Source organism: Paenibacillus xylanexedens (assembly GCF_007676705.1).
GTDB lineage: Bacteria > Bacillota > Bacilli > Paenibacillales > Paenibacillaceae > Paenibacillus > Paenibacillus xylanexedens_C.
The window spans coordinates 159,703-185,526 of sequence record NZ_VEBF01000003.1 but is presented as its reverse complement, the minus strand read 5'-3'; the positions used below and the strand labels follow the sequence as shown (position 1 = coordinate 185,526).

Genomic DNA, 25,824 nt, shown 5'->3' with positions numbered 1-25,824 from the left:
CTATTTACAGCAGATGGGCAGAAATCTCACGTTCATTTGTTCCAAATGACAAACGAGTCTGCACTTTTTGTTATTTTGATTAAAATGAAGTATTTCTATGTCAGTCTATGTCTCGTGTGAATTTACATAAAAAAAGCCCCTTAACATCTATCGGAATTTAATTATTCCAATAGTGCTAAGGGGCGAGAGGTTGGAGAGTATAGTCTGCATTTAGGCTGTACTCAACCCATTACATGAGACGACTCTCTACTTCTTAATCTTCGATTCTTTTCTTTTTAAATTTCATCAGGAACTCATACACAATCGGTACGATAACCAGTGTGAGTAGCGTGGAGCTGATCAGACCGCCGATTACGGTGATTCCCAATCCTTTTGAGATGATACCCGCACTTTCTTCAAGACCCGTTACCAGTGGCAACAGGGCACCGATGGTCGCGAGAGCTGTCATCAGAATTGGACGCAGACGTGTTGCACCGGCTTCCAGCAAGGCTTCACGGGTAGGCATACCCTCTTTTTCCTTGTGAATAACACGGTCGATCAACACGATGGCGTTGGTGACCACGATGCCGATGAGCATCAGTCCACCCATCATGGCGGAGACGTCAAGCGTACCACCAGCGATGAACAAGCCGACCATAATACCAATAACGGTAAATGGCAGGGAGAACAGGATTGCGAATGGTGCCAATCCGCCGCCGAATGTAACAACGAGCACGAAGTATACAATGGCGATGGCTGCCAGCATGGCGAGACCCAGTTGAGTAAAGGTATCATTAATCTGTTCGGTTGTACCACCGAATTTCACTTCAACGCCATCAGGCAGATCCAGCTTGTCGATCTCAGCCTGTAAGTTGCTCGAAGCTTTCTGTACATCGGAAGCCAGGATGTTGGCTGTCACTTGTACAACAACCTTACCATCAATTTGCATGATGGAGTTCGGGGATGTTCCTTCTTCGACTTTGGCAACATCTTTGATTGGTACTTCGATGCCAAGCGGTGAAGTGACGGTTTCATCCTCAATCTCATCAATACTGCTGAATGTTTTGTTGTCTGTCTCTACATATACTTTATACGTTTTGTTATCAATATCGACTTCCGTGAGCACAGGACGTTCCCGTGCCGGGCTCAGCGTCATAGCCAATTGGCCTGCAGTCAGACCCAGGGAACTTAGTTTCTCTTGATCTGCCACGAGCGTATACTGCCCGTAGGTGTCAGCGAGTGTAGTATCTGCTTTTTCAAAATTATCCGTATCCGCTTCAACCAGTTTCAGAATTTCATCCGATACAGGTTTGAGTTGCTCTACATTATCGCCATAGATGGAGAGGCTCAGGCCGCTGCCACCCAGACCGCCGGACATGTCGAGCTCATTCCAGGTTCCTACGGTAACTTCCTTCTTCAGACCTTCGACAAGCTGTTCTTTCACTTGAGCAAAGTCTTTTGTATCTTCGTTATATTCGATATAGAAGAGTGCTGAGTTTCCGCCACCGCCACCCATGCTGCTCAGTGGGTTCGTGCCGCCGATGGAATATTGCATTTTCTCCAGTCCCGGTTGTTCCAACAACCACTTCTCGGCAACGAGTGCTTCTTTCTCCACATCTTCACGCAAAGCTCCGGTTTGTGGACTGTACGTAATGGTCACGTATTTATCCTGTTGTTCCGGCAAGAAGCTTGCACCGATGAACGGGTACAGGAATAAACTGCCGACCAGTAGAATCACTGCAATACTTACCGTGATGAGTTTGTGTGATAATGTCCAGTTCAGCAGGCGTTTGTAACCTTCTGCCATCTTGCCTGGTTTTTCTTCGTGATTCTGCTTGTTCTTCAACCCTTTACGGAACAGGGTATGCGCGAGCATCGGTACGATGGTAATGGCAACGATCAGGGATGCCAGCAAGGCGAATACCATGGTCAGTGCAAATGGCAGGAACAGCTCGCCCACCATGCCGCTTACCAAGGCCAGTGGCAAGAATACCGCAATCGTTACGATTGTGGAAGAAAGGATAGGAACAAACATCTCGCGAGTTGCTTCGCGAACCAGTTCACGGCCTTTCAGTTTCTCACCTTTGAGTGTTAATCTGCGGTAGATATTCTCGATAACAACGATGGAGTCATCGACAACCCGTCCGATGGCAACCGTCATGGCACCCAGCGTCATCATGTTCAAAGTAATATCCATCATATTGAGCGCAGTCAATGCCATGAGCAAGGAGAGCGGGATCGAGATAATGGAGATAATGGTTGAACGAATATTACGCAGGAACAGCAGGATGATCAGGATGGCAAACAAGGCGCCAAATACGGCTTTGCCCAGCATCGTGTTCACAGAGTCCTGAATCGGTTTACCTTGGTCAAGGAGTACAGTCAAATCAGCATTTTTGAACTGCGTCTGCAATTCTTCCGCTTTGTCTTTGACTGCGTTAACGACATCAACCGTGTTCGCATCGTTGGATTTTACAACGGAAATACCGATCGATTCCTTGCCGTCTGTCCGGGAAATGGATTCCGCTTGACCGATGACTTCGATCTTGGCAATTTCACTTAGTTTTACAGTTGGAATGCCAGGTGCGTTGGCAGCGCCCGATGGGCTACCTGCACTGGCATTACCGCCAGCAGCTTGCCCTGCAGCCTGGTCTGTTCCTTGTGCAGAGCCAGGAGCTGTACCTTGCCCAGCTTCACCAGTTGGCGCTCCAGAGCCTTGTGGGGCTGCGCTTGCACCATTGCCTGTGGAAGCTCCGGCACCGCCGGGTACGACTGGAATGGCAAGGTTTTTCAGATCATCGATGTCGATAATGTTTCCATCTACGACAACGGCCTTCTGGGATTTATCCAGTTCGAACAGTCCCAGTGGCACACGAATGGATGAACCTTGAACGATACCGTTTACCGTATCTTCAGTTAGGCCCAGCTCGGCCATTTTGGCTTGATCAAACTTCAATTGAACTTCTTTCACATATTGACCGGACACCTGAACCTGAGCTACACCGTCAATATCTTCGAGTGCAGGCTGAATATCTGATTCAACCAGTCTTGTCAATTGTTCCAGGTCACCACCGTCCTTGTCGGACAGGCTTAGAGATACAACCGGGAAAGAGTTAATGCTGAACTTGGAAATGGTCGGCTTCTGCACGCTGTCAGGCAATTGTACTTCATTGAGTGCCTCACGAACGGTTGCCGTCGCGTTGGTCAGATCTGTACCATAATCAAATTCGAGTGTGATCGATGCTGCATTCTCCATGGAAGTGGAGGTAACGGTCTTCACGCCATCCACATTGCGTAGTTTTACTTCCAGTGGCTTCGTAACATCTTCAACAATTCCCTCCGGTGCAGCCCCCGGATCAATGGCAGTGACATTCAGAAACGGTACGTTGATGTTCGGGATCGTCTCTTGTTTCATCGTCAATCCGCTGTACAAACCTGCGAAAGAGATGATAATCGTCAGAATCCAAATCGCAAACTTGTTGTTCAGTGAAAAATTAATAATACCTTTCATACGATGGTTTCTTCTCCTCTCTGTTTCTCCTGTTTATGTGTGTGACGAGTCAGCTTGGATGAACCGGCTATACATGGCATCCAGAATATGCTGAAGCTCGGAGTGCAAAGATTGAATGGCAATTACGTTCTCCAGATTGTGCATCATACCCAGAATAATGGCACGCCGCGGCGTGAATTCCATCATCTCCTGCCTGAGAATGGCAATGGTTTCAAGTGCATCATTCTTCGGTTGTCCAGCAGGCAATTCGGAAGCAGCGATATCCTGCATTTGCTTGATAATATGAATAGGGTGACGCATCACTGTGGAATCCGGATGGGGTTCGGTAATCCAGGCAGGCCAGTCCTCCAAAGGAATCAAAGGCACAGGTCGCTGCTTAAGAAAACCGTGTGCTGCATAGTCCATCATTTGCAGCAAATTTGTTGCCATTTTGGTAACAGTAAGGGACGGCATTTCCGTAAACCAGATCTTGACGTAGGAGAGGAACAGCCCCTGTGTCAGCAAAATAAGGTCAATCGTATAAGGTTCAATCTCCGATCCGTACTGCTCCTCCAGCTTATCCTTAAACCAATGTAAGGTACGTACCTCCAGATCTCTTTGCAGCGGATGGCATTGTTCCTTGCGTTGCTGTTCATCATCCATCATCATGCTGCGCATCTGTACTCGCAAAAACTCCTTCAGTTCGGCAACATGGATTAACAGTGTCTCGATCTGCTTGTGCAGACGTTCACGCGAGGTAAGACTGGTTTCATGCTCAATCTGCGTCATCTCGTCCATGAGCGTGTACATGCAGTACTCCAGAGTACTGGCTTCTAATTCCTCTTTGGATTTAAACATGATGTAGAGGCTGCCCTTGGACATCCCGCATAATTCTGCAATCTCTTGCATGGATGTTGCAGCACTGCCTTTGGATGAGAATAGCTTGAGTGCTGTAGTAATGATGAGTTTTTTCTTCTCATTCATCTCATGTATAGGGTTCATTAACGATACATTCACCTCATCAGGGAACTTGTGAGTTCTTGAATTGACTTTAAGGTCAAACCAAGTATAAACGATCTGGTTGAAAGAATTCAAATGGGAGTAAATTGGAAAAAGAGAGTGAGTTAAGAAGTGATATCGGTATAGTGATATGAGGGTGAATCAAGGAAGTAGGCATAACAAGTGAGAAGATACAGTCTGTATGTACGATCGTAATCCCAAGAACGGGTAAGCTAATTTCCTTCACTGAAGGCATATAAGGCAAGTAGCGTTCTCTTTCTCATGATGACAACATCCTTTCTTACGTAGCAAAGTATAAAGAGGTTCCCTATTTATATCATTCCCCAAAAAAGACGACTTCCTGATCGAAGTCGTCTTTTTTATATTACAAAATTTAATAGATATCATAATGGAAGCTAAGAATTACACGATAACGAAGATTGCAGAACCAGCTTGAAGAAACGAAGTGTTCGCCTTAAAGCTTTCTGTAAGAAAGCTTCTTCGGAAGCATATGCTATCACCGGAGTTATAAAGTGTAACTTCATTTCGTTCCATTACGTGATCAGTTTCAGACCAACGGCTGCCACCAAAATCATCGCAATAAACAGGATACGCTTCGCTTCTTTTCGCTCACCGAACAGGAACATGCCTGTTAACGTACTGCCGACCGTCCCGATCCCGGTCCACACGGCATACGCTGTGCCCATGGGAATCGATGTCATGGCATAGGATAACAGCGAGAAGCTGAACACAAACGATACCAGCATCAGAACGATGTAAGGCCATCCTTTGCGAGTAGAAGCACCATTAATACCGATCACGCCAAAAATTTCACATATACCTGCACCTACAATTGCCATCCAAGCCATTATACAGCACCTCCCTTGGCTTCTTGCTGATCCGTAACCAGCTTCAGTCCGATTACGCCGCAGAGCAGCAGTCCAATGAGCAATACTTTGGCCAAGCGGAACGGCTCGCCGAACAGTACCATTTCCGTAAGGACGGTACCCGCCGTACCAATTCCCGTAAAGACGGCATACACCGTACCCACAGGCAGTCTTTTGGAAGCGGCAATGATCAGTCCAAAGCTGATCACGATGGCAATCCCCGTCAAAGTCCATTCCCAGGCATTCGAGGCATGTTTCAGCCCGCTCACCCAGACAATCTCAATAATTCCCCCAATAAATACATATAACCAATTGCGGTTCATGATGTTGAATCTCCTTCCGGCACCATGCTGTGTGCCTCTTCGTTCAGATAATGAATGCCATGCCAGAAGACAGGCCAGGATGCTTCCAACCGTCTCTTGTAGCGACGGGAGCTTCCATAGATAATCTCCACGGTAATACCGTCGAGAAACGTCATGAATGCAATGGCGGCCTGTTCCGCAGGAAGCGGCGGCAGATCTCCATTACGTATTGCCCTTTGCAGCAGGCGGGTCAGCGCGCGTTCCATTCCATCGATAAACGGATACACCTGATCCATCACTTCGCCATACAGGGAAAGGGGTGGGTAAAAACAATTGCGCAGCATCAAACGGGCAGAGGCCTGGGCATTGTATTCTTGTTCGAACCAAGCCAGCAAGCCCTTAAGTCTGTCCTCAAGTGGAAGATCCGTATGATCACGGAAATACTCCAGTGTGTGCCGTTTCACCTCTTGAAATGCAAAGGCCAGTGTGTGTAAAAACAAGTCATCCTTGCAGCTGAAATGTGCATATATGGACGGTTTTTTAATCCCGACTTCATCCGCAATAGCTCTTAGAGACGCCCCCTCATAGCCATCTCTGGCAAAATGGAACAGGGCTGCATCCCGAATGGATTGTGCAGTCATTCGATCACCTTCCTAACGGTCGTTAGGTAATTATATTTTCACACTTCACATCGCCTGTCAAGATGAAAATATCCGCCTGCACAGTAGAGTACAGGCGGATATAACAGGTATGAATGTGGTTTTTGATCAAAAGGTCGTAAAACCGAGAATCAGTTGCAGCTTATATAGGATGCCTTTCAAAAACGTTGTCTTCTCCTGGAATTCATCCAGTTCTAACGTGAACTCCGCATCATCATTATTCCAAATACGCTCAAAATAATTCGCGATATCGATCGTGAACTTATTGTCTGGCGGAGCGGCAACCCATAAATCGTTCTCCAGATTGTAGTCATTCATGTTTCTTGGTGTGAAGTTGGTTGAGCCACCCAGAACAATATGATCTCCGGTTGCTTTGGCAAGATAGATCATCTTGGTATGGTATTGCTCCTTGGTGGTGTTATACCAGCGGATCTGTATTTTTCCATCGGATTTATCATGCAATTCGGCGGCGACAGGACGGTTCGGGATGCCGATCTTTTCCTGACCAAAGGCATTTTCATTTGGATCAAGCACAAGACGGATCTCGGTTCCTCGCTTTGCCGCTTCGAGCAGGGCTTCCAATACTGTTGGAGAAGCGACATAGAACATGCCCATCCATAAAATATCCCCTTCATTCGCTTGATTGATCTCATGGAGCACAGCATCATTCACTTTTCCTTCAGTCAAATAGCGAATTCTCAAATCTCCCGTGTTCGAATCCGTGGAAGGCGCGGTGTAGGTAGGAACCTGGCCTCCGCCTGAGATATCGAGTACAGCTTGCTCTGACTGAAGAATGTCTCCAATAATTGGGCCTGTTACTTCAAATGCGACGTTCGAGTGATAGGCACTCGCATCATGGATATTGCCTGAAGAGACAATCGCCGTCTTTTCACTAACAACAACTTTGCGGTGGTTTGCCTTCACATTAAGCAGTTTCAGATAGGAACGCACGGTTACATCTGGACCATCCGTGGCCATCAGGTTCTTGATCCATCCGTCCCCGGATTGGCCAAACCATTGAAAGAAGGTTCGCCAGACCGCAGAGTATACGGGAGTTGAATCACGCAAAGGGTCCACATCGGTGATGACCACGTGAATGCCTGCTTGTGTCATTTGTTCCAGCAACGGATTGGGTGCAGAGTTATAGTTGGTGTTTACTTCATCTGTAATGAACCAAATATCCATGTCCGGGTGCTGATTTTTTTTGGCGACCAGAGCATCGGTGAATTCTGCACTCACAGGTGGGAAGTTCTGTCCTTTGTGTTGATAGTTGTTGAACAAGAACATATCCACCAGGACAAACTGCTCTGCTTCCTCCACAATTTGCATCATGCGCTGGAAGATCTGTTGTTCATGCTGCATTTGTCCGTCAGATGAAGGGTAGGTGAGGTCATGCAGGAACTCGACTTGATCAACACGGTACTCTGGACTTTCATAGGAAATGCCTGGTGGTAATGGTTTATAGGTCTGATAGAGCATGACGGCGATGAGCCATAAAGCCAATAGGCCGAGCCCTGTTCGTATGTATGGAAATTTGCCGCGTGAAGACTTGCGGTCTGATGTATGGCGGCGTAATGAGACCAACGGTGGACTCCCCCTTCTGTGCTTGCTGACTTCTATTACCACACGGATGATAACGTTGACGCAGGAAAACCCGGTAGAATAACTGATGTAGCGGTAAAATACATATGGCAAAATTGGCATTATGCAATCGACAGGTGTCTGAGCGTTGTGTATAATGAGTGTATTATTTTTGTGGAATGTTAGGGTTTTCATATGCCTGACAAGGACGGGGAATGATATAACTTGTGAAATCTGGACATTTAGGAAAGAAAGTGGGTAATAAGGTGTATTCCATCAAACAAGTCGCTGCCATGCTCGGTATCAGGGCGGTAACAATCCGGGCTTGGGAGAATCGGTATAGTGCGGTCACCCCTGAGCGGACGGAATCGGGTTATCGAATGTACACCGAAGAGAATGTTGCGGATCTGCGCTGGTTGAAAGAGCAGGTAGAACTGCATCAGACCAATATTTCGGAAGCGGTACGCATGTTGAAAGTGAACAAATTAAGTCCGCCCGAAGCGGCTGTGCCCACGCCGATCATGGCTCCAGTGCCTACGATGGAAGAAGCCTATGCACGCATGGCAGATCAGATCTATGACTCGCTCTACAACTTTCAGGGTGAACGTGCCAATGGTCTGATTGATTTTGGTTTTACCATGTACGGTTACGACTCGATGTTCTATCATGTGCTGGTGCCCATTCTGGTTCGGGTTGGGGATGCGTGGGAGCAAGGCAGGGCCTCGGTAGCGCAGGAACACTTCATGACACAGCTGATTTCACAGCGGTTTTATCAGTTTTTCCATCTGTTCCCGATCTATCCGCATCTGCCCAAAGTTCTGGCGTTGTGCCCGGAAGGGGAGCATCATCAGGTCGGGTTACTGTTGTTCTCTTTGTTTATGCGCAAAAATGGAGCGGAAGTACTGTATCTCGGTGCCAACACACCAGAGGAAGGGCTCTTTCCGATTATCCGGGAGCAAAAGATCAAGTTGGTCTGCCTTTCGATCACAAGTTCTGGACTTCTTGAACGGTGTGATCAGCTCATCGAGCGGATTATGAACGAGTTCCCACATATGCGCTTTGTACTTGGAGGCAAAGGCTATGAGCGTGCGGAGCATGCTCGTTACCCGCAATGGATTATGCCTGAGAGTTCTGCGGATTGGCAGTCATGGATGGAACGGGAATATCTCGCAGAGCGGCCGCCTGGTGCAAGGTTCGGACAGGCCAATCATTAAACATAATCTCAAATGATATGAATAGGTTAGTGTATACAGGACATCCTTTGATGCTAGTGCTCAAGGGGTGTTTTTTGTGTTTAATCAAAGATGTATTTCAACATTTTGACCAGTGGGTCATTTTATGGTTTACAAGTTCGTATAATATTTGTATTATATTTGTATAATGTTTTCGCTAGTTACCCGCTTAAAGTGTTCTTGGGCGGTTTAATAATAGGTTAGGGCTAGAGAACTATAGGAATTCCCTACATAGAAAGGTGAGTGGCATGATACCGAATCAACAACGCAAACGTGCAGCTGTCATTGGCGCGGGTCCAGGTGGACTTGCAGCAGCCATGCTATTATCCGGTCAGGGGTACGAAGTAGATGTATATGAGAAACAGCCAGTCATTGGGGGACGTTCTGCTAGATTGCAGCTGGGCGAATACCGGTTCGACCGGGGTGCAACGTTCTTGATGATGCCACAGCTGATTGAAGAGATGTTCGACGTGGTTGGACGCAAATTATCCGATTATGTGGATATGAAAGAGCTAACCCCGTTGTATGCATTGAACTTTGGTGACAAGGTATTCAAGCCTTCTCGTAATCGTGAAGATACAGCTGCACAGATTAAGGAACTGTTTCCGGGCAATGAAGACAATTACCTCCGGTTCATGCAAGAAGAAGAAGTGAAATTTGGCAAAGTCATGCCTTTGCTCCGTCGACCTTTTGGCAAGCTGACTGACTATTTGCGCAAAGATGCGGTAACAGCTCTACCCAAGCTTGATGTCCACAATACAGTCTATGGAATCTTGTCCCGCTATTTTACAGATGAGCGTCTACGCTGGGCATTTACATTCCAATCCAAATATCTAGGCATGTCTGCCTGGGATTGTCCAGGTACCTTTACCATACTGTCGTTTATTGAGCATCATTACGGGTTGTTTCACCCGATTGGCGGTGTGAATCGGATCTTCCAGGCCATGGCTGATGTTGTGGAAGAACATGGAGGACGCATACATACTTCCACTCCGGTGAAACAGGTCATCGTTCGCAATGGCCGTGCAGAAGGCGTATTGCTTGAGAGTGGTGAACGTATTGAAGCCGACCATGTGGTTGTGAACGCCGACTTCGCACATGCGGTGAATCATCTGTTCGAACCGGGCGTGCTTAAGAAATATACCCCCGAGAAAATGAAACGCAAAAAGTATTCCTGCTCTACAGCGATGCTGTATCTGGGCGTGGATGGTGAAGTGGATCTGCCGCATCACTCGATCTATTTTCCCGAGGACTATCGGTTGAACGTCGACGAGATTACGAAGCACAAAATGTTGTCAGCCGATCCATCTCTATATATTCATAACCCTTCCAGACTCGATTCGACGCTGGCACCGGAAGGGAAATCTGCTGTATATGTTCTCATGCCTACGCCCAACCTTACCGCAGACATTGACTGGGAGGCAGAACGGGAGAATGTACAGGAGGCGATGATAAGACGCATGGAAGGCATTCCTGAGCTGGCAGACATTCGCAGCCGCATTGAAGAATGCATGCTGTTTACCCCGCTCGATTGGGAGAATGAACTGGATGTGTATCGCGGAGCGACGTTTAATATGGCACATAATTTGGGTCAGATGATGTATCTGCGTCCCCATAACCAGTTTGAAGAATTGAAAAGTGTATGGCTGGTGGGCGGTGGAACGCATCCAGGCAGCGGATTGCCAACGATCTTCGAATCGGCACGGATCAGTGTCAGACTGATTCAGGAAGAGGACGCCAGAACAAGTTCCAAGCCATCCTCCTACGTGAAGACCGCAGAAGCTGGAGGGCATTCATGAAGCGGGCCGCTATTGTAGGGGCAGGGATTGGTGGACTCACTTCGGCACTGTTGTTAAACCGTCAGGGATGGGATGTCACCGTATATGAGCGGGGTTCTCGTGTTGGCGGACGCATTGGATATGAGCAGGAAGGGGAGTACCGGATCGATCAGGGGCCAACGATTGTGCTTCTGCCGGAGATGTTACTTGGCATACTGGAGGAAGCAGGCGTAGATCGTTCGAAGATTGAGCTGCTCCGCTGTGACCCGTTATACAGAGTGCACTACCACAGTGGTCGTGTCATGACCAAGATGACGTCACGCGAAGAGCAGACGGCGGAGATTGAACGCTTGTTTCCCGGAGAGAGTCAGGGATTCGCACGATTCATGAAGGATATGGATACATTGTTCCCGGCAGGAAGGGTGGCTTTTCTAGAACGGGCTTTTCCACGTAAAAGGGATTTCTTCACACCTTCCCTCATGTCTCTCATGGGCAGATTGCGTGCACACAAAAGTGTCCGGAAAGCGGTAGGCGATTATTTTCACCATGAGGAATTGCTTGACGCTTACTCTCTGCAAAGTCTATACATCGGTGGATCACCGTTTGGGACGCCAGGCATCTATTCCCTTTTACCTTACGCAGAGCATGAATATGGCATTTGGATGGTCAAAGGCGGATATGCAGCATTGCCGGCCATTCTGGAACAGGAACTGATATCGCGTGGTGGGCGTGTTGTGCTGAATTCGCAAGTTACCGGACTAACGATTGAAAATGGTGTGTGTAAAGGTATAGAAACGGCAGCAGGCGCAGAACACGTGGATGCAGTTATCTACAATGGCGATTTTCCCCATCTCTCGGGATTGCTTGGTCAGTTGCCTAAGGCACCGCGGAAAAGAAAACCGTATCGCCCCTCTTCCGGATGTGTCTTGCTCTATGTTGGTGTGGACAAAACCTGGGAAGATGCAACGACGCACCAGTTCTTCCTGCCACCGAGTCTTGAAGGCAGTCTACAGGAAGTTTTCAATCAGCGACGCATTCCGGCCAAGTCCTCATTCTACGTATTTAATCCGGTCGCATTGGATGAAACGGCAGCACCTTCGGGACAGAGTGTATTGTATTTCCTTATTCCCGTGCCAGATGCTGAAGGTGTCGACTGGGATCAGGAGAGCGAAGCCTTGGCAGAACGGGTATTGGAAGAAGCGGAGCAACGTGGATTCCCGGGACTTCGTGCAGCGATCAAGTGGAAAAAGGTGCGTACACCTGCCGATGCAGAGCGAGACGGGCTCTATGGGGGCGGAAGCTTCGGTATTGCGCCAGTGTTGTTCCAGTCCGGTGTATATCGACCACAACCCAAACCATTCCCCAATATACAGGGATTATATGCCGCAGGAGCATCCGTACATCCTGGAGGCGGGGTGCCGATTGTGATGCAGAGTGCACGTATGGCCGTCAATCAACTCATGAAGGAGATGGGAACATGAATGAAGCGATTTTGAACAGGTGTGAAGAGTTGATGCAAAAGGGTTCTTCCTCTTTTTATCAGGCCTTTAGTGGGCTGCCTAGTCCACGTCGGGAAGCGGTATATGTCATTTATGCCTTCTGCCGCATGATTGATGACAGTGTAGACGAGCCAGAACATTCGCCCTATACGATTCACGAAATCCATGAATTGTTTGATAAGTTGGACGATGCGGAAGGACACTTTATCTGGCCGGCACTGAGATGGTTGTTCAGCAGTTTCCCTCATCTGGATAAGGGACCATTCTTCCGTCAGATGGAAGGACAGCTCACGGATCTTAAAGTGACGCATTATACAACGCTGGGGGAACTGGAGCATTATTGTTATCTGGTAGCCGGAACCGTAGGCGAGATGTTATTGCCTGTATTGCGGGATGATAACGGTGCGGAAGTAGCCGTGAACGGGATTGCTTTGGGTAAAGGAATGCAGATCGTCAATATAATTCGGGATGTTGGTGAAGATCGGGCCAGAGTGCGCCGGTATGTTCCGCTGGAGATCATGGAGAAGCATGGTTACTCCGAACAGGATTTCGAAGACGGAATCGTGGACGAACGGTTTATTGCCATTGTTCATGAATTAAAAGCTGCAGCATTGAACTGGTTCCGTATTGGCATGGATCGTCTGGATACGTACCCAACGGAAAGTGCGTTTTCCATCGAGCTGGCAGCAGCCTTCTACTCTACCATTCTGCACGCGGTTGAACGCAACGACTATGACGTATACACCAAGCGGGCATATGTTAGCGATGAATTGAAACTGGAGATGTTGGGGGCAATTGTGAAACGTTACCCGATGCTGGCCTATCAAGCTTCCCGAACGGCGGTATCCTGATGGTCCAGTGGCTTTACTGGGCGTGGTATGTTATTGGAGCTGTCTTGATGCTGACGATCGGTGTGCCTGACGTATTATCTTTTTCGAATGGTTTATTTCTAATCTTCTACGCGTTGTATGTTCTGGATCTAATCTATCAGGGGCGCAATCGGACAGGTCTGTCCGACCAGTCAGTCATCTGGCTGAAACCCGGACTCTGGATAGCCTCTGTGATCATCTGGTTGGGAGGTATGGGCGTGGAGTGGGTAGGGGTTCATACCCATTGGCCCTTTGGTGAGTATGCCTATTCTGACTTTTTTGGGATACATCTATTCAGTGTGCCTGTTACACTGGGTTTTGCCTGGATCGCAGTGGTTGGTAACTCGGCGCTGTTAAGTGGTGGCGGTTCAACCTGGACTGGCAGACTGCTTCGGGCAGTGAAGACCGGGTTCTGGGCGATTGTACTCGATCTGGTACTCGATCCTGTTGCGCATGCGAGAGGATTCTGGGAGTGGCAGGCCCCGGGTGGTTTCTACGGTGTTCCGTGGACCAATTACATAAGCTGGTTTATCATGGGCGCATTCTTATCCCTCTTCCTTCCGGCCATGCCTAATGACCGAAGTTCATTGCTGCGTGCGAAATGGCTGTATCAGCTGTTTATTCTTCTGTTCGGCCTACTTGCCCTAAAGGAAGGGATTACAGGCAGCTTTATCATCGCCATTGCTGGTGTGCTTCTTGCCGAGGGGAGCTGGCTGTATGATTCGCGCCGTAAAATCAAAACCGTTTAATCGGATTTTTTCCTTATACAATCACTATTATCTGCTGCGTCGGCGCTTCCGCTCATTCACTCTCTCGGGGTCACTGGACCCGCAGGTGGATAGCAGGGACAACTCCCCGATTAAGCCAAATCGCCCGGTGATTTACTTCATGAACCACAGCTCCTGGTGGGATGGTCTGCTGCTCTATCATGCGTCCAGGCAGACGTCGCGAGGAGATCATTATGTGATGATGGAGGAGCAACAGCTTCAGCAATATGCTTTTTTTCGGAAATTGGGCGCATATTCGATCAATAAGGAGAGTGCGTCCGGTATTCGGACCTCTCTACAGTACACTACTGAACTGCTGGATGCGGGCAAAAGGGTCTGGATTTTCCCTCAAGGAGAAATTCTGCATCAGGAGGCGAGACCGATTCGGTTCCGTCCAGGCATTGGATTGTTGCTTCGTCGCTCCCCGAATGCCATCGCCGTACCGGTAACCTTGTGCCATGGGATGGTTCAGCATGATCTACCGGAAATATCGATGCTGGCAGGTCCTCCTGTGATGGAAGACTGGAAGGCGTTGAAGAGTGAAGAGATTGCCTCCAGACTCGGTCTTTTGTTGCAAAAGCAGTTAGACGATCACAGATCAGAGCTTGTACGGATGGGACAGGGGAGTTTACCCGATGCGCTTCCGCTGATTCGTCATGTACGTTCGACAAGTGAGAAATACGATGCTGCACGAAAGCGGGTGAACCGTTAGGATGAATGCATCTGAAATCTTCTGGATTGTGGTTACATGCATATTGGGCATACAGTTGCTGTTCGCTCTATGGAACGTCTCCTGTCTGCCCAAAGTACGTTCATTCCGTCCGGACAGAATACAACCACCGGACCTGCTGGTCTCGGTACTGATTCCGGCGAGAAATGAAAGACTACATATCGAAGGATGTCTGGAAAGTGTGCTTGCGAGCGATACATCGGGATTCCGGATGGAAGTGCTGGTGCTGGATGATCGCTCCGAAGATGAGACAGCCGCCATGGTACAAGCGATTGCCGACCGTGATGCGCGTGTGCGTCTACTGCATGGTGTCGATCTTCCCGAGGGCTGGATGGGGAAATCCCATGCGTGTCACAGGCTGGTTCAGGAGGCCAAGGGAGAATGGTATATGTTCGTGGATGCGGATGTGCGTCTGGAGCCAAGTGCCATTCGGCAGACTCTTGCGGCAGGGTGTGAGCAAAGCGGTGGACTGGTAACCGGTTTTCCTTATCAGGTAACGAAGACGTGTATGGAAAAAATTGTCGTACCGATGATGGTCTTCACCATCATCAGTCATCTGCCCATTTTCATGATACGCAGATCATCCAGTCCGATGTTTGTGGCCGCTACGGGGGCTTTTTTGCTAATTCATCGCTCCAGTTACGAAGCATCCGGCGGTCATGCTGCCATTCAGGCGCATCTGGTGGATGACATGAGTCTCGCCAAAGCAGTCAAGCGTGCAGGTCATCCGGTGATGCTGACAGACGTGCATGACGTAACGAATACCCGCATGTATCAGAACGGTGCAGAAGTATGGAACGGATACAAGAAAAACATGTACGAAGGTATGGGACGCAAAGACGTACTGCTGCTTGGCACGATGTTGATGTATACGCTGATGTATATTGTGCCTCCGCTGGGCTTGATTATTGGGTTAGTCACAGGTAATTTAACGTTTATTCTGTATGGATTGTTAGTAACATTACTGGGTATGGCTGTGAAAAGAGTCGCGGATCATGCTGGCGGACAACCCTGGTGGCTTGCCTTTCTGCAACCGGTCAGCATGGCCTGTGTCATAGCCATCGGACTCGCTTCCTGGCAGGCAGGCCGCTCCGGCAAGGGGTATGTATGGAAAGGTAGGCGGTACAGTTGAGAGGTAACGTCATGATTATCGGTGCAGGATTCGGAGGTCTGTCGTGTGCGATACGACTGGCTTTACAAGGTGTGCAGGTGACCATTCTGGAACGACAGCAACACGTAGGTGGCAAGCTGCAGCAGATTGAGCGGGACGGGTATCATTTTGACCGGGGACCGAGTACGATCACGATGCCATCCACCTTTCGTTCAGTCTTCGACCATGCGGGTGTAGCGATGGAAGATTACGTACAGCTATATGAGCTAGAACCGCGAACGCGTAATGTATTCGCAGATGGCACAGTGGTAGATTTGTCAGGCAATCGCGGGTGGATGAAGGAGCAGATCGCGGCGTATAGTCCGGAGGATGCGTCTCGTTATGATGCGTTTATGGATGAGTCTGCTGCACTGTATGCGGAAGCCAATCGTCATTTTCTGGGTAAGTTGTTGCTGTCTCCTTCTGACAAATACAATCTTCAGATGCTGCGCAGCCTGCTCCGCGTACGCCCAACGGTGAAGCTGGATAAGCTGCTGCGTTCGTATTTCCAACATCCGCATACGCTGGCTATGTTCGGACGATACGCGACCTATGTGGGATCATCGCCGTATCAGTCGCCTTCCATCTTTGCCATGATGGGGCATGTGGAAGCAGACATGGGCATCTACGGGGTCAAGGGTGGAACCTATCAACTGATCGAAGGAATGACTCGGCTGGCACGGGAAAAAGGCGTACGGATCATTACCGGCACAGAAATCCGGCAGATTGTTGTTCGGAACGGCAAAGTGGCTGGCGTGGATACGGATCAAGGCTTCCGGGAAGCCGATCAGGTGGTTGCCAATGGAGATGTGCTTAGTGTGAATCGACTGCTACTCGCACCGGAACACCGAAAAGAGATGAGTGATGCCCGCATACGGAAGTACGAGCCATCCATTTCGGGATTTGTGACGCTGGCGGGTATGCGAAGACAATATGATGCGCTGCTGCACCATACGGTCTTCTTCCCGGAACGGTATGAACCGGAGTTCGACCATATTTTCCGTGAACGTAAAATGCCCGCCGATCCCACGATCTACATCTGTTATTCCGGTTATTCGGAAGAAGGCATGGCTCCGGCGGGAGCCAGTAACCTGTTCATTCTGGTCAATGCCCCCTACTTGTCGGACTCGTGGAATTGGGAGGAACAGACGGAACGTTACGGGGAGTTTGTGCTTGAACAGTTAGCGACGCGGGGAATTACCGGTTTGAAACAATCCGATGTGCTGATCCGGTATACGCCGCGAGATATTGAACGGGATACTTTGGCGCATCAAGGGTCGATCTATGGCATCTCTTCCAACTCCGTGAAGCAGACTTTCATGCGGCCGGGCAACCGAAGCAAAGATGTACAAGGACTCTGGTACGTCGGCGGAACGACACATCCGGGCGGTGGAACCCCGATTGTAACGTTGTCCGGACAGCTTGTTGGTGAGCAGTTGGCATCGGAAATCTTGAGATAAGTTCGTTGCGCAGGATGATGGAGTGAAGTTCATTCAGCGAGGGATGATCCGTGCTTTTAAGCAGGCATATGATAGTGGTGCTCCGAGATTTAAGTGAGATATTTGGTGTCGGGGCATCCTTTCAATAGGAGGATTGGAACGTTATACTGGATAGAGTTGAGCTGTAATGCTTATTTAATAAATGTTTTGTCTTTTTTACAAAAGACTTATATACATAGAAGCTAGGAACAGGCAGGTTATCCTGTCGATCCGCACGATTCTCACATAGGAGGTCTCATCATGAATGAACAAGAGCGAGCCGGCGAACGGCTGCTTCCCGAAGTGGCTACGGGAGAACGGAAGCTGGAACACGTGCGCCTCTGTCTTGAGGAGAATGTGGCAGGAGAAGGGGTAACCAGCGGCATGGAACGGTATGCTTTTCGTCATCACCCACTGCCGGAGCTGAATTTTGAAGAGGTGCATCTGGAGACTTCGTTTATTGGGAAAAAAGTACGCACACCCTTGCTCATCAGTTCGATGACGGGTGGAAGCAAAACAACGGGCGCTATCAATGAGCGCCTCGCCCGAGTAGCGAACGCCAGAGGGTGGGCGCTCGGCGTAGGTTCGATCCGGGCTGCCGTGGAACAGCCGGAACTCGCGAGTACCTTCGATGTGCGGCGCTGGGCACCGGACATCCCGGTCATTGCCAACCTGGGCGCGGTGCAGCTGAACTATGGCTTCACCACGGTTGACTTCCAGCGCGCCGTAGATATTGCGGGAGCGGACATGCTCGTGCTTCATCTGAACACGTTGCAGGAGGTTTTTCAGCCGGAAGGTAACACCAACTTTAGTGGATTATTTCAGCGGATTGAGAACTTGTGTCGTGAGCTAGACGTGCCTGTTGGCGTAAAAGAAGTAGGATTTGGCATCGATGGTGTGACGGCGAAAGCCTTGTATGAAGCGGGCGTTGCATTTATCGATGTAGCCGGTGCAGGTGGTACAAGCTGGGTACAGGTAGAGAAGTACCGCAACAATAACCCGGTACGCCGGGCAGCAGCTGAAGCTTTTGCCGACTGGGGCATTCCCACAACGGAGTGTATTCAGGAAGTACGAGCGCTGAACCCAGCGGGCGCCTTGATTGGCAGCGGTGGACTATACACAGGCGTGGATGCAGCCAAAGCCCTCGCGCTCGGTGCGGATCTGGCTGGCTTTGGCCGATCTCTACTCGAATCCGCAGTAGCTTCCGATGATGCGCTGAACGAGCGGTTAGAACAGGTCGAATTCGAGCTACGTACCGTGATGTTTGGCATTGGGGCTGGGCGGATCGAGGATTTGAAGCAGACGTCACGTCTGGCGGAACGGCGTTAGGCCGGGAGTTAAAATGAAGGTGATATAAACTTATTTGCGCATTATATAATTATGTATTTTGAGTCTACTCATAAGCTTTCTATATAATCTGGAACAAAAATAAAGAGAGAGAATATTTCAAAAAAATATCCTCTCTCTTTATTTTTTATATTAAAATTGTCGGGCACTGATATTCATGTCAATTTTATGCCCTGTTGAACTGTAGACATAAACTTTGACTTTTGTTGTGCCTATGACACCTATTCTTATTTTTGTTTGAGTCCCTTTCTCGATTGGAACGTCAATTGGGGAAAGATTGCCCACGGTAACTTTGGAATACATCGTATTTGTACTAGTGTTCTGAATCCAAATATTGGTATCTTCACCATTGTCAGGATCCAATGTGAAAGATCTCTCATATGCATTGTAACTGCTGTAACGATCTGGTCTGATAAGCTGTATATCCATTGGAGTAATAATCGAATCATCAGGTTTCTCCACAGTGATTGGAGGGTTAGCACTAGCTGGATGTGCAGAAAGTAATATAGACAAAGCTAGACCTGCACCTAAAATTATGTTGAAAGACAATGTAATTTCCTCCTATATGCTGGTAGTATGTAATCATATTCCAATTACTTACATAATCGTGTTGCCGAATGATTACATACATTCCTCTTTCACGGTGACATTCTCATTGGTTACAGTAACGTAGGAATTGCCGGATAAGTATTCCGTATAACCACATACCACCTCGTTATATGTTTCTCCACGACTGTTCGTAAACGTAAGGTAAACAGACGATTCTCCTGAAACTTGCAGCTGTGGAGCGAATTTTAGATCCTCACCGCTGGGGATATTCTCCTCCAATAAATGTAGGGAACCCTTCTTAGTATTGAACGAGTTGCCACCTGTAGTCAGGCTCGTCTGAATATTGGTGAGTTCATAGTCGGACTGATTGTGGATTGTGATTCTTAAATGGCGAAAGGGATCGACTGCATTCAGAAAGCACATAAAAGCGATGATGCCGATTCCGAGTATGATGGCGGACAAGATAATAATTTTATTTTTGGAGAGAGGGCGACGTGTTCTCAGGTATGATCCACTCCTTTCCTTTATGAATTAATAAACGCTGGGAAGAGATCAATAGTTATAAACAAAATGAATAATATGAAACTCAAATTTAAATCGTCAGAATAACTTCAAGCACTAAGCTGGATAACGAGATACAATACGATATAGTAGTGCATAAAAGAGTGCACAGAGATCATACATAGAACACTCAAATGAGGAGGGAAATAAGTTGGAACTTTCTCCAATGAATCAGGAAGATTATGCGAGTTTTCGCATTCGATCGATTAAGGATTTTGCAGAAGAAAAAGTAGAAGCGGGTACCTGGGCTGAGGAAGAGGCGCAGCAACTGGCGGAGGAATCTTATGAACGTTATCTGCCAGAAGGCTTGAATACACCCGGAGCGTATCTCTACAATCTGGTGCATCCTGTGGACGGCAATGTGGGGTATATCTGGTTTAATATCACGGATAATCGTCGCGGGAAAGATGCCTTTTTGCTGGATATTGTGGTTGAAGAAGCACACCGTGGTAAGGGATACGGAACAGAGACAATGCAGGCGCTTGAACAGACGGCTTTGAGTCTTGGGGTGGATCGCATTGGTTTGCATGTGTTTGGACATAATGTGCGGGCGAGCAGCCTGTATCGCAAGATGGGATATGAGGTAACGGATCTGACGATGTACAAGGAAATCAAAAGGTAAATCTAAAAGCGGATAATCTAATCCCAAGTTATATACGAAAAACGAATCAACCGCAGTAACCGGGGATTTCGGGAAGCGGATGGGACTCTGGTCGAATTGGCGAAGTTCCTTGATGCCTTGGGGTTTGTCATATATAATGTATAGGATTATCCATACCGAACAAGTAATCAATGAGGAGTTGTCATATACATGGCTTTGAAAGCTGGAATCGTGGGTCTGCCTAACGTTGGTAAATCTACATTGTTTAATGCAATTACACAAGCAGGTGCCGAATCGGCAAACTATCCGTTCTGTACGATTGACCCTAACGTGGGGATCGTTGAAGTACCCGATGAGCGTTTGGACAAACTGACAGAACTCGTTGTACCTAAGAAAACAGTACCAACGGCGTTTGAGTTTGTAGATATCGCAGGTCTTGTTCGCGGTGCGAGCAAAGGCGAAGGTCTTGGTAACAAGTTCCTTGCCCACATTCGTGAAGTAGATGCAATTGTACACGTGGTACGTTGCTTTGTAGATGAGAACATTACACACGTCGATGGCAAAATTGACCCGGTAAGCGACATCCAGACAATCAATCTGGAGCTGATTCTGGCCGATATCGAGAGTGTTGAGAAAAAAATCGATCGTTCCAAGAAAAACATGAAGGGCGGCAACAAGGCAGCCTCTCAAGAAGTAGAAGTGCTGGAGAAAGTGAAGGCTGTTCTGTACGAAGACAAGCCAGCACGCAGCATGGAACTTACCGATGATGAGCGTCTGATTGTACGCGATCTGCACTTGCTGACCCTGAAGCCTGTTCTATACGCAGCCAATGTAGCTGAGGACGAAATCGGCGACGTGGCGAACAATGCTTACGTGCAAAAAGTAAGAGAATTCGCAGCTGCTGAGAACGCAGAAGTGGTGCCAATCAGTGCGAAGGTTGAAGAAGAGATCTCCGAGCTGGAAGGCGAAGATAAGCAAATGTTCCTGGAAGAACTTGGTATTGAGGATTCCGGTCTGAACCTGTTGATCAAAGCAGCTTACAAATTACTCGGTCTGTATACGTACTTCACAGCAGGTGTACAGGAAGTTCGTGCATGGACAATCCGTAAAGGAACCAAAGCGCCTGGCGCAGCGGGTGTCATTCACACCGACTTCGAACGCGGATTCATCCGTGCAGAGGTTGTTTCCTACGACGATCTGGTTGCAGCGGGTTCCATGAACGGTGCTAAAGAGCGCGGACAACTTCGTCTTGAAGGTAAAGAGTACGTTGTAAATGACGGCGACGTTATGCACTTCCGTTTCAACGTATAATTCCTATATAGTTCACTACGTTTAAATAATAGTTATTGCAGCCCTGTTATCTTCTCTGGAAGATGATGGGGTTTTTTATTTTTTTGATCGCTATCTAACGTATACATGTACTGGATTGTTCATACGTAGTGGATATAATAAAAGGAAAAGCACAATCCGAGATATACAAAATAGAAATATTGTTGCATTACCCGTCGATCGGTTACTATTCAGAACCATAAGAATATGCTATAATTAAGAGTCGTATACCACGTTGAATTTCGCGCTTGAACAGATGAGCTGAAGCGGACTTCACACAGGGTACACGATTTCTTGATCTTACTTTAAAAGTAAAGGATTTGATGACGTTGTAGCGATGTTATACGTCGATCATACGTGAATGTGAATACATGCTGCGGTCAGGGGATTCGGTGAGAATCCTGTGCGTTGTGGAATATAGATTATAGATGTTATGAATTATGAAACCGAAATAATTATTGAAAACGATATTTGCATGGAAAAATAATGCGTGAGGTGACTATATATGTTGGATAAATTACAGGCGTTAGCCGACCGTTATGACAAGTTGAGCGAGTTGTTGTGTGACCCGGATGTGGCAAGTGACAACAAAAAGCTGCGGGAATATTCCAAAGAACAATCGGATCTGCAACCGACTTACGAAGCGTACAATGAGTACAAACAGGTAAGTGAGGATCTTGAAGCAGCGAAGGAAATGCAGGGCGAAAAGCTGGACGATGAGATGCGTGAAATGGTCAAAATGGAAATTGACGAACTGAGCACTCGCCAGAAGGAACTGGACGAATTGATTCGTGTGCTCATGTTGCCAAAAGATCCGAATGACGACAAAAACGTTATTGTTGAGATTCGCGGAGCAGCTGGTGGAGATGAAGCTGCATTGTTTGCAGCAGATCTGTACCGGATGTACACACGTTATGCGGATGCACAAGGCTGGCGTGTAGAGCTGATGGACGTTAACACAAATGATCTCGGTGGATTCAAAGAGGTTGTTTTCCTGATCAACGGCCGTGGCGCTTATAGCAAAATGAAATACGAAAGCGGCGCACACCGTGTGCAGCGTATTCCAACAACCGAATCCGGCGGACGTATTCATACGTCAACTTCAACGGTTGCGGTTATGCCTGAAGCCGAAGATTTCGATATCGAAATTCATGATAAAGACATTCGTGTCGATACGTTCTGTTCCAGTGGTGCCGGTGGACAATCGGTTAATACCACGAAATCCGCAGTACGGGTAACGCACGTTCCAACCGGAATCGTGGCTACGTGTCAGGATGGAAAATCTCAGAACTCTAATAAGGAAAAAGCGTTGCAAGTTCTTCGTACACGTATCTTTGATATGAAACGTATGGAAGAGGAAGCGAAGATCTCTGTTGAGCGGAAGAGCAAAGTGGGAACGGGCGACCGCAGTGAGCGTATTCGTACGTACAACTTCCCGCAAAGCCGTGTGACGGATCACCGTATCGGTCTGACGATGCACAAGCTGGATCAGATCATGAACGGGGAGATTGAAGATATCTTGTCTGCACTGACGATTGCTCAGCAGACCGAGTTGATGGATAGAGGAGAATAATCTGTGACCCGCGCGCAGTTCGTCATGACGCCGGAACAGAGCTGTCGGGAAGCCTTTGTGGAGGCTTCCTCTTTTTTGGAGAAGTGCGGCGTGTACGAGCCGCAAAACAATGCTCGGCTGCTGCTGGAACATGTACTCGGCGTCTATGGCGCCCAGTACTACATGATGCAGCCGGAGCCTTTTCCCAGCGAGCATCGCAGCCGCTGGGAGGACGCCGTCACGCGCAAGGCTGCGGGTGAGCCGGCGCAATACATTATCGGCAGCCAGGAATTCTACGGGCTGCCGTTCGAGGTCACGCCGGCTGTGCTGATTCCGCGGCCGGAGACCGAGCTGTTGGTCGAGGCTGTGCTACGCGAAGCCGACCGCGTGTTTCCTGACGGCGCTCCACTCGCCGTCGATATCGGCACGGGCAGTGGTGCCATCGCGGTGACGATGGCTTCACTGCGCCCGCGCTGGCAGGTTGGCGCCGGGGATCTCTCGGCGGCTGCCCTGCAAGTGGCCGCGCGGAACGCGGCCGCGAACGGCGTACAGATCGACTTCCGTGAAGGCGATCTGCTGGCCCCGTTCGCAGGGGCACGGGTGGACATCCTGGTGTCCAACCCGCCATACATCCCGGCGGCGGATATCGCCGGGTTGCAGCAGGAGGTGCGCGATCATGAGCCGCGCATGGCACTGGACGGCGGTCCGGACGGGCTTGCACCGTACCGTATCATGCTGGAGCAACTGGCGCTGCTGCCTGGACCGCCACAGATCATTGGTTTTGAGCTGGGCCAGGGGCAAGCTCGCGACATCGCGGCTCTGCTTGAAACGGCGGGACATTGGCCGGAAATTATCATTGTACCGGACCTTGCCGGAATCGAGCGGCATGTCCTGGGTGTTCGTACTTCGGAACAGGTGACGAAAATGTAAGGTTCCGCGGGTTTTCTTTTTACCGTGAAATCCTCTACAATGAGATATACCGAAGATTTCTGAATGCTTGGGGGAACATAATTACATGCTGCACAAATTTAAAAAGATAGACTATTCTATTGTGTTTATACTGGTTATTCTGATGGTTATCAGTGTTTTGTCGATTTACAGTACGACGTTTGGTCGTCCGAGGCTAGAGGGTCTCGCGAAAAGTGCAGTTCTCTTTTATATTTTGGGATTCGTAGTCTTTTTTGGAATGTCGATGATCAATTATAAATTCATAATCAAAAATTATTTATATATCTATGGCGTGGGTATGCTACTGCTTATATTCGTTATGTTCTTTGGTAAAGAGTATTACGGTGCAAAAGGTTGGCTGTCCATCTTCGGGGTCAGTTTGCAGCCTGCTGAGTTGTTCAAGCTATGCCTGATTGTGTTTTTATCGGCCTTATTGGCCAGAAAGAAGAATCGTCCGCTCTATTTCGGACGTGATGTTATTCCGATCTCACTCTGTGTTCTGCCGCCATTACTACTCGTATTGCTTCAAAATGACTTGGGAAATGCGTTAAGTTATGTGATCATTCTTGTGGGTCTATTATGGATCGGCAACATCAAATTTACGCATGCCCTCATTGGCTTTATGATTGCTGTGGCTGCTTTTATCGGCGGCACACAGGCGTACATTCATTATCATGATGAGATTGTTAAATTCCTGAATGACATTGGACGTTCGCACTGGGCGGATCGCTTTGACCCTTGGCTAGTGCCAGAGCTGACCTCAAGAGATGTGCTCTGGCAGACGTATAATGCGAAGCTTGCGATTGGTTCAGGCGGTATTACGGGCAAAGGCTATATGGAGGGCACGACGATTCAGTCGAATCGGGTGCCGCTGGCTTATGCCGACTCGATCTTTGTACAGATCGGAGAGGAATTTGGCTTCATCGGTGCCTCGGTATTGCTTCTCCTGTACTTTATCCTTATTCACAGGCTGGTGTTGATTGCACTGGAGTGTAAGGATCGCGCGGGGCCTTATCTCATTGTAGGTATTATAGCGATGCTGCTCTACCAGATCTTTGTCAATATTGGTCCATTCATTGGTCTGATGCCGTTGACGGGGATTACGCTGCCGTTTATCAGTTCGGGTGGTACCTCAATTATGATCAACATGATCAGTATGGGAATTGTAATGAGTATTAAGGTTCACACGGAAGAGAACGAGGATATTCTTGGCTCTGCGGAACAACCGAGTATTACAGACTTGGTGATGAAATTGTTAAGACGCAAGCCCTCCCAGCAGGAGCAATAATGTTCTCGAATCAAACCGTGAAATAGCACGTCAGATTTATGTAAATAAGCTATATAAGTTGAACTAATCTTTTACACGATAACAGCGATTGGAAGGTTATTCTGTCATCGTAGTGTCAGTGCAAATAATCCTTGGTTAACTTATATATAACTATAGAACCCTGGAACAGACCAACCCAAGTCACATTGGGTGGATGTTTTGGGGTTTTTGTTGTTTTTTTTTGGTGGGATTGACGCCATTGAATAGTTT

22 protein-coding genes are annotated in these 25,824 nt (G+C 48.3%); 14 read left to right on the top strand and 8 right to left on the bottom strand.

Features of this window, described 5'->3' with window-relative positions:
- Positions 1-253: 253 nt before the first annotated feature.
- From FS628_RS18785 to FS628_RS18760, 6 genes are all read right to left on the bottom strand, one after another.
- Complete coding sequence (locus FS628_RS18785) at positions 254-3,490, bottom strand: efflux RND transporter permease subunit (protein ID WP_145324474.1); 3,237 nt, start codon at positions 3,488-3,490, stop codon at positions 254-256.
- Positions 3,491-3,523: 33 nt separating this feature from the next.
- Positions 3,524-4,453: a TetR/AcrR family transcriptional regulator gene (locus FS628_RS18780; protein ID WP_222125259.1), complete on the bottom strand. Its 930-nt coding sequence runs from the start codon at positions 4,451-4,453 to the stop codon at positions 3,524-3,526.
- A gap of 569 nt (positions 4,454-5,022) precedes the next feature.
- Complete coding sequence (locus FS628_RS18775) at positions 5,023-5,337, bottom strand: DMT family transporter (protein ID WP_062836933.1); 315 nt, start codon at positions 5,335-5,337, stop codon at positions 5,023-5,025.
- Positions 5,337-5,678: a DMT family transporter gene (locus FS628_RS18770; protein WP_017691902.1), complete on the bottom strand. Its 342-nt coding sequence runs from the start codon at positions 5,676-5,678 to the stop codon at positions 5,337-5,339. The genes FS628_RS18775 and FS628_RS18770 overlap by 1 nt, the downstream gene beginning before the upstream one ends.
- Positions 5,675-6,298, bottom strand: coding sequence for a TetR/AcrR family transcriptional regulator (locus FS628_RS18765; RefSeq protein ID WP_145324470.1), 624 nt, complete (start codon positions 6,296-6,298; stop codon positions 5,675-5,677). Before FS628_RS18765 ends, FS628_RS18770 begins: the two co-directional genes overlap by 4 nt.
- 126 nt (positions 6,299-6,424) lie before the next feature.
- Positions 6,425-7,900, bottom strand: coding sequence for a phospholipase D family protein (locus FS628_RS18760; RefSeq protein WP_145324469.1), 1,476 nt, complete (start codon positions 7,898-7,900; stop codon positions 6,425-6,427).
- A gap of 263 nt (positions 7,901-8,163) precedes the next feature.
- Between FS628_RS18760 and FS628_RS18755 the strand changes: the two genes are divergently transcribed.
- The 9 genes from FS628_RS18755 (at position 8,164) to fni (ending at position 18,729) form a co-directional block, all read left to right on the top strand.
- Positions 8,164-9,111 carry a MerR family transcriptional regulator gene (locus FS628_RS18755; RefSeq protein WP_145324467.1) on the top strand — a complete coding sequence of 316 codons (948 nt, stop codon included), beginning with the start codon at positions 8,164-8,166 and terminating at the stop codon, positions 9,109-9,111.
- 266 nt (positions 9,112-9,377) lie between these two features.
- Positions 9,378-10,928 carry a phytoene desaturase family protein gene (locus tag FS628_RS18750; protein WP_145324465.1) on the top strand — a complete coding sequence of 517 codons (1,551 nt, stop codon included), beginning with the start codon at positions 9,378-9,380 and terminating at the stop codon, positions 10,926-10,928.
- Positions 10,925-12,388: a phytoene desaturase family protein gene (locus FS628_RS18745; RefSeq protein WP_145324463.1), complete on the top strand. Its 1,464-nt coding sequence runs from the start codon at positions 10,925-10,927 to the stop codon at positions 12,386-12,388. Before FS628_RS18750 ends, FS628_RS18745 begins: the two co-directional genes overlap by 4 nt.
- Positions 12,385-13,257 (top strand): phytoene/squalene synthase family protein, encoded by an 873-nt coding sequence (locus tag FS628_RS18740; protein ID WP_145324461.1) that lies wholly within the window; start codon positions 12,385-12,387, stop codon positions 13,255-13,257. Before FS628_RS18745 ends, FS628_RS18740 begins: the two co-directional genes overlap by 4 nt.
- Positions 13,257-14,024: a carotenoid biosynthesis protein gene (locus FS628_RS18735; protein ID WP_145324459.1), complete on the top strand. Its 768-nt coding sequence runs from the start codon at positions 13,257-13,259 to the stop codon at positions 14,022-14,024. Before FS628_RS18740 ends, FS628_RS18735 begins: the two co-directional genes overlap by 1 nt.
- A complete protein-coding gene (locus FS628_RS18730) occupies positions 13,993-14,754 on the top strand; it encodes a lysophospholipid acyltransferase family protein (protein WP_145324457.1) in 762 nt (253 codons plus the stop codon). The genes FS628_RS18735 and FS628_RS18730 overlap by 32 nt, the downstream gene beginning before the upstream one ends.
- A gap of 1 nt (position 14,755) precedes the next feature.
- The gene (locus FS628_RS18725) at positions 14,756-15,904 is read left to right on the top strand and encodes a glycosyltransferase (protein WP_145324455.1); all 1,149 of its coding nucleotides are present in this window, start codon (positions 14,756-14,758) and stop codon (positions 15,902-15,904) included.
- 11 nt (positions 15,905-15,915) lie between these two features.
- Positions 15,916-17,382 carry a phytoene desaturase family protein gene (locus FS628_RS18720; RefSeq protein ID WP_260871111.1) on the top strand — a complete coding sequence of 489 codons (1,467 nt, stop codon included), beginning with the start codon at positions 15,916-15,918 and terminating at the stop codon, positions 17,380-17,382.
- Positions 17,383-17,661: 279 nt separating this feature from the next.
- Positions 17,662-18,729 carry a type 2 isopentenyl-diphosphate Delta-isomerase gene (gene fni, locus FS628_RS18715; RefSeq protein WP_145324451.1) on the top strand — a complete coding sequence of 356 codons (1,068 nt, stop codon included), beginning with the start codon at positions 17,662-17,664 and terminating at the stop codon, positions 18,727-18,729.
- Positions 18,730-18,879: 150 nt separating this feature from the next.
- On the opposite strand, the gene FS628_RS18710 is transcribed toward fni, so the two are convergent.
- The gene (locus FS628_RS18710; RefSeq protein WP_145324449.1) at positions 18,880-19,296 is read right to left on the bottom strand and encodes a hypothetical protein; all 417 of its coding nucleotides are present in this window, start codon (positions 19,294-19,296) and stop codon (positions 18,880-18,882) included.
- 72 nt (positions 19,297-19,368) lie between these two features.
- Positions 19,369-19,758, bottom strand: coding sequence for a hypothetical protein (locus tag FS628_RS18705; protein WP_145324447.1), 390 nt, complete (start codon positions 19,756-19,758; stop codon positions 19,369-19,371).
- A gap of 250 nt (positions 19,759-20,008) precedes the next feature.
- Between FS628_RS18705 and FS628_RS18700 the strand changes: the two genes are divergently transcribed.
- The 5 genes from FS628_RS18700 to FS628_RS18680 all read left to right on the top strand — a co-directional run bounded on the left by FS628_RS18700 (position 20,009) and on the right by FS628_RS18680 (position 25,575).
- Positions 20,009-20,479 (top strand): GNAT family N-acetyltransferase, encoded by a 471-nt coding sequence (locus FS628_RS18700; protein ID WP_260871110.1) that lies wholly within the window; start codon positions 20,009-20,011, stop codon positions 20,477-20,479.
- A gap of 189 nt (positions 20,480-20,668) precedes the next feature.
- Complete coding sequence (ychF, locus tag FS628_RS18695; protein ID WP_145324445.1) at positions 20,669-21,769, top strand: redox-regulated ATPase YchF; 1,101 nt, start codon at positions 20,669-20,671, stop codon at positions 21,767-21,769.
- A gap of 523 nt (positions 21,770-22,292) precedes the next feature.
- Entirely contained in the window at positions 22,293-23,360 is a 1,068-nt protein-coding gene (prfA, locus tag FS628_RS18690) for a peptide chain release factor 1 (protein WP_062836950.1), read from the top strand.
- A gap of 24 nt (positions 23,361-23,384) precedes the next feature.
- A complete protein-coding gene (gene prmC / locus FS628_RS18685; protein ID WP_145324996.1) occupies positions 23,385-24,269 on the top strand; it encodes a peptide chain release factor N(5)-glutamine methyltransferase in 885 nt (294 codons plus the stop codon).
- A gap of 85 nt (positions 24,270-24,354) precedes the next feature.
- Positions 24,355-25,575, top strand: coding sequence for an FtsW/RodA/SpoVE family cell cycle protein (locus tag FS628_RS18680; protein ID WP_145324443.1), 1,221 nt, complete (start codon positions 24,355-24,357; stop codon positions 25,573-25,575).
- The last annotated feature ends 249 nt before the right edge of the window (positions 25,576-25,824 follow it).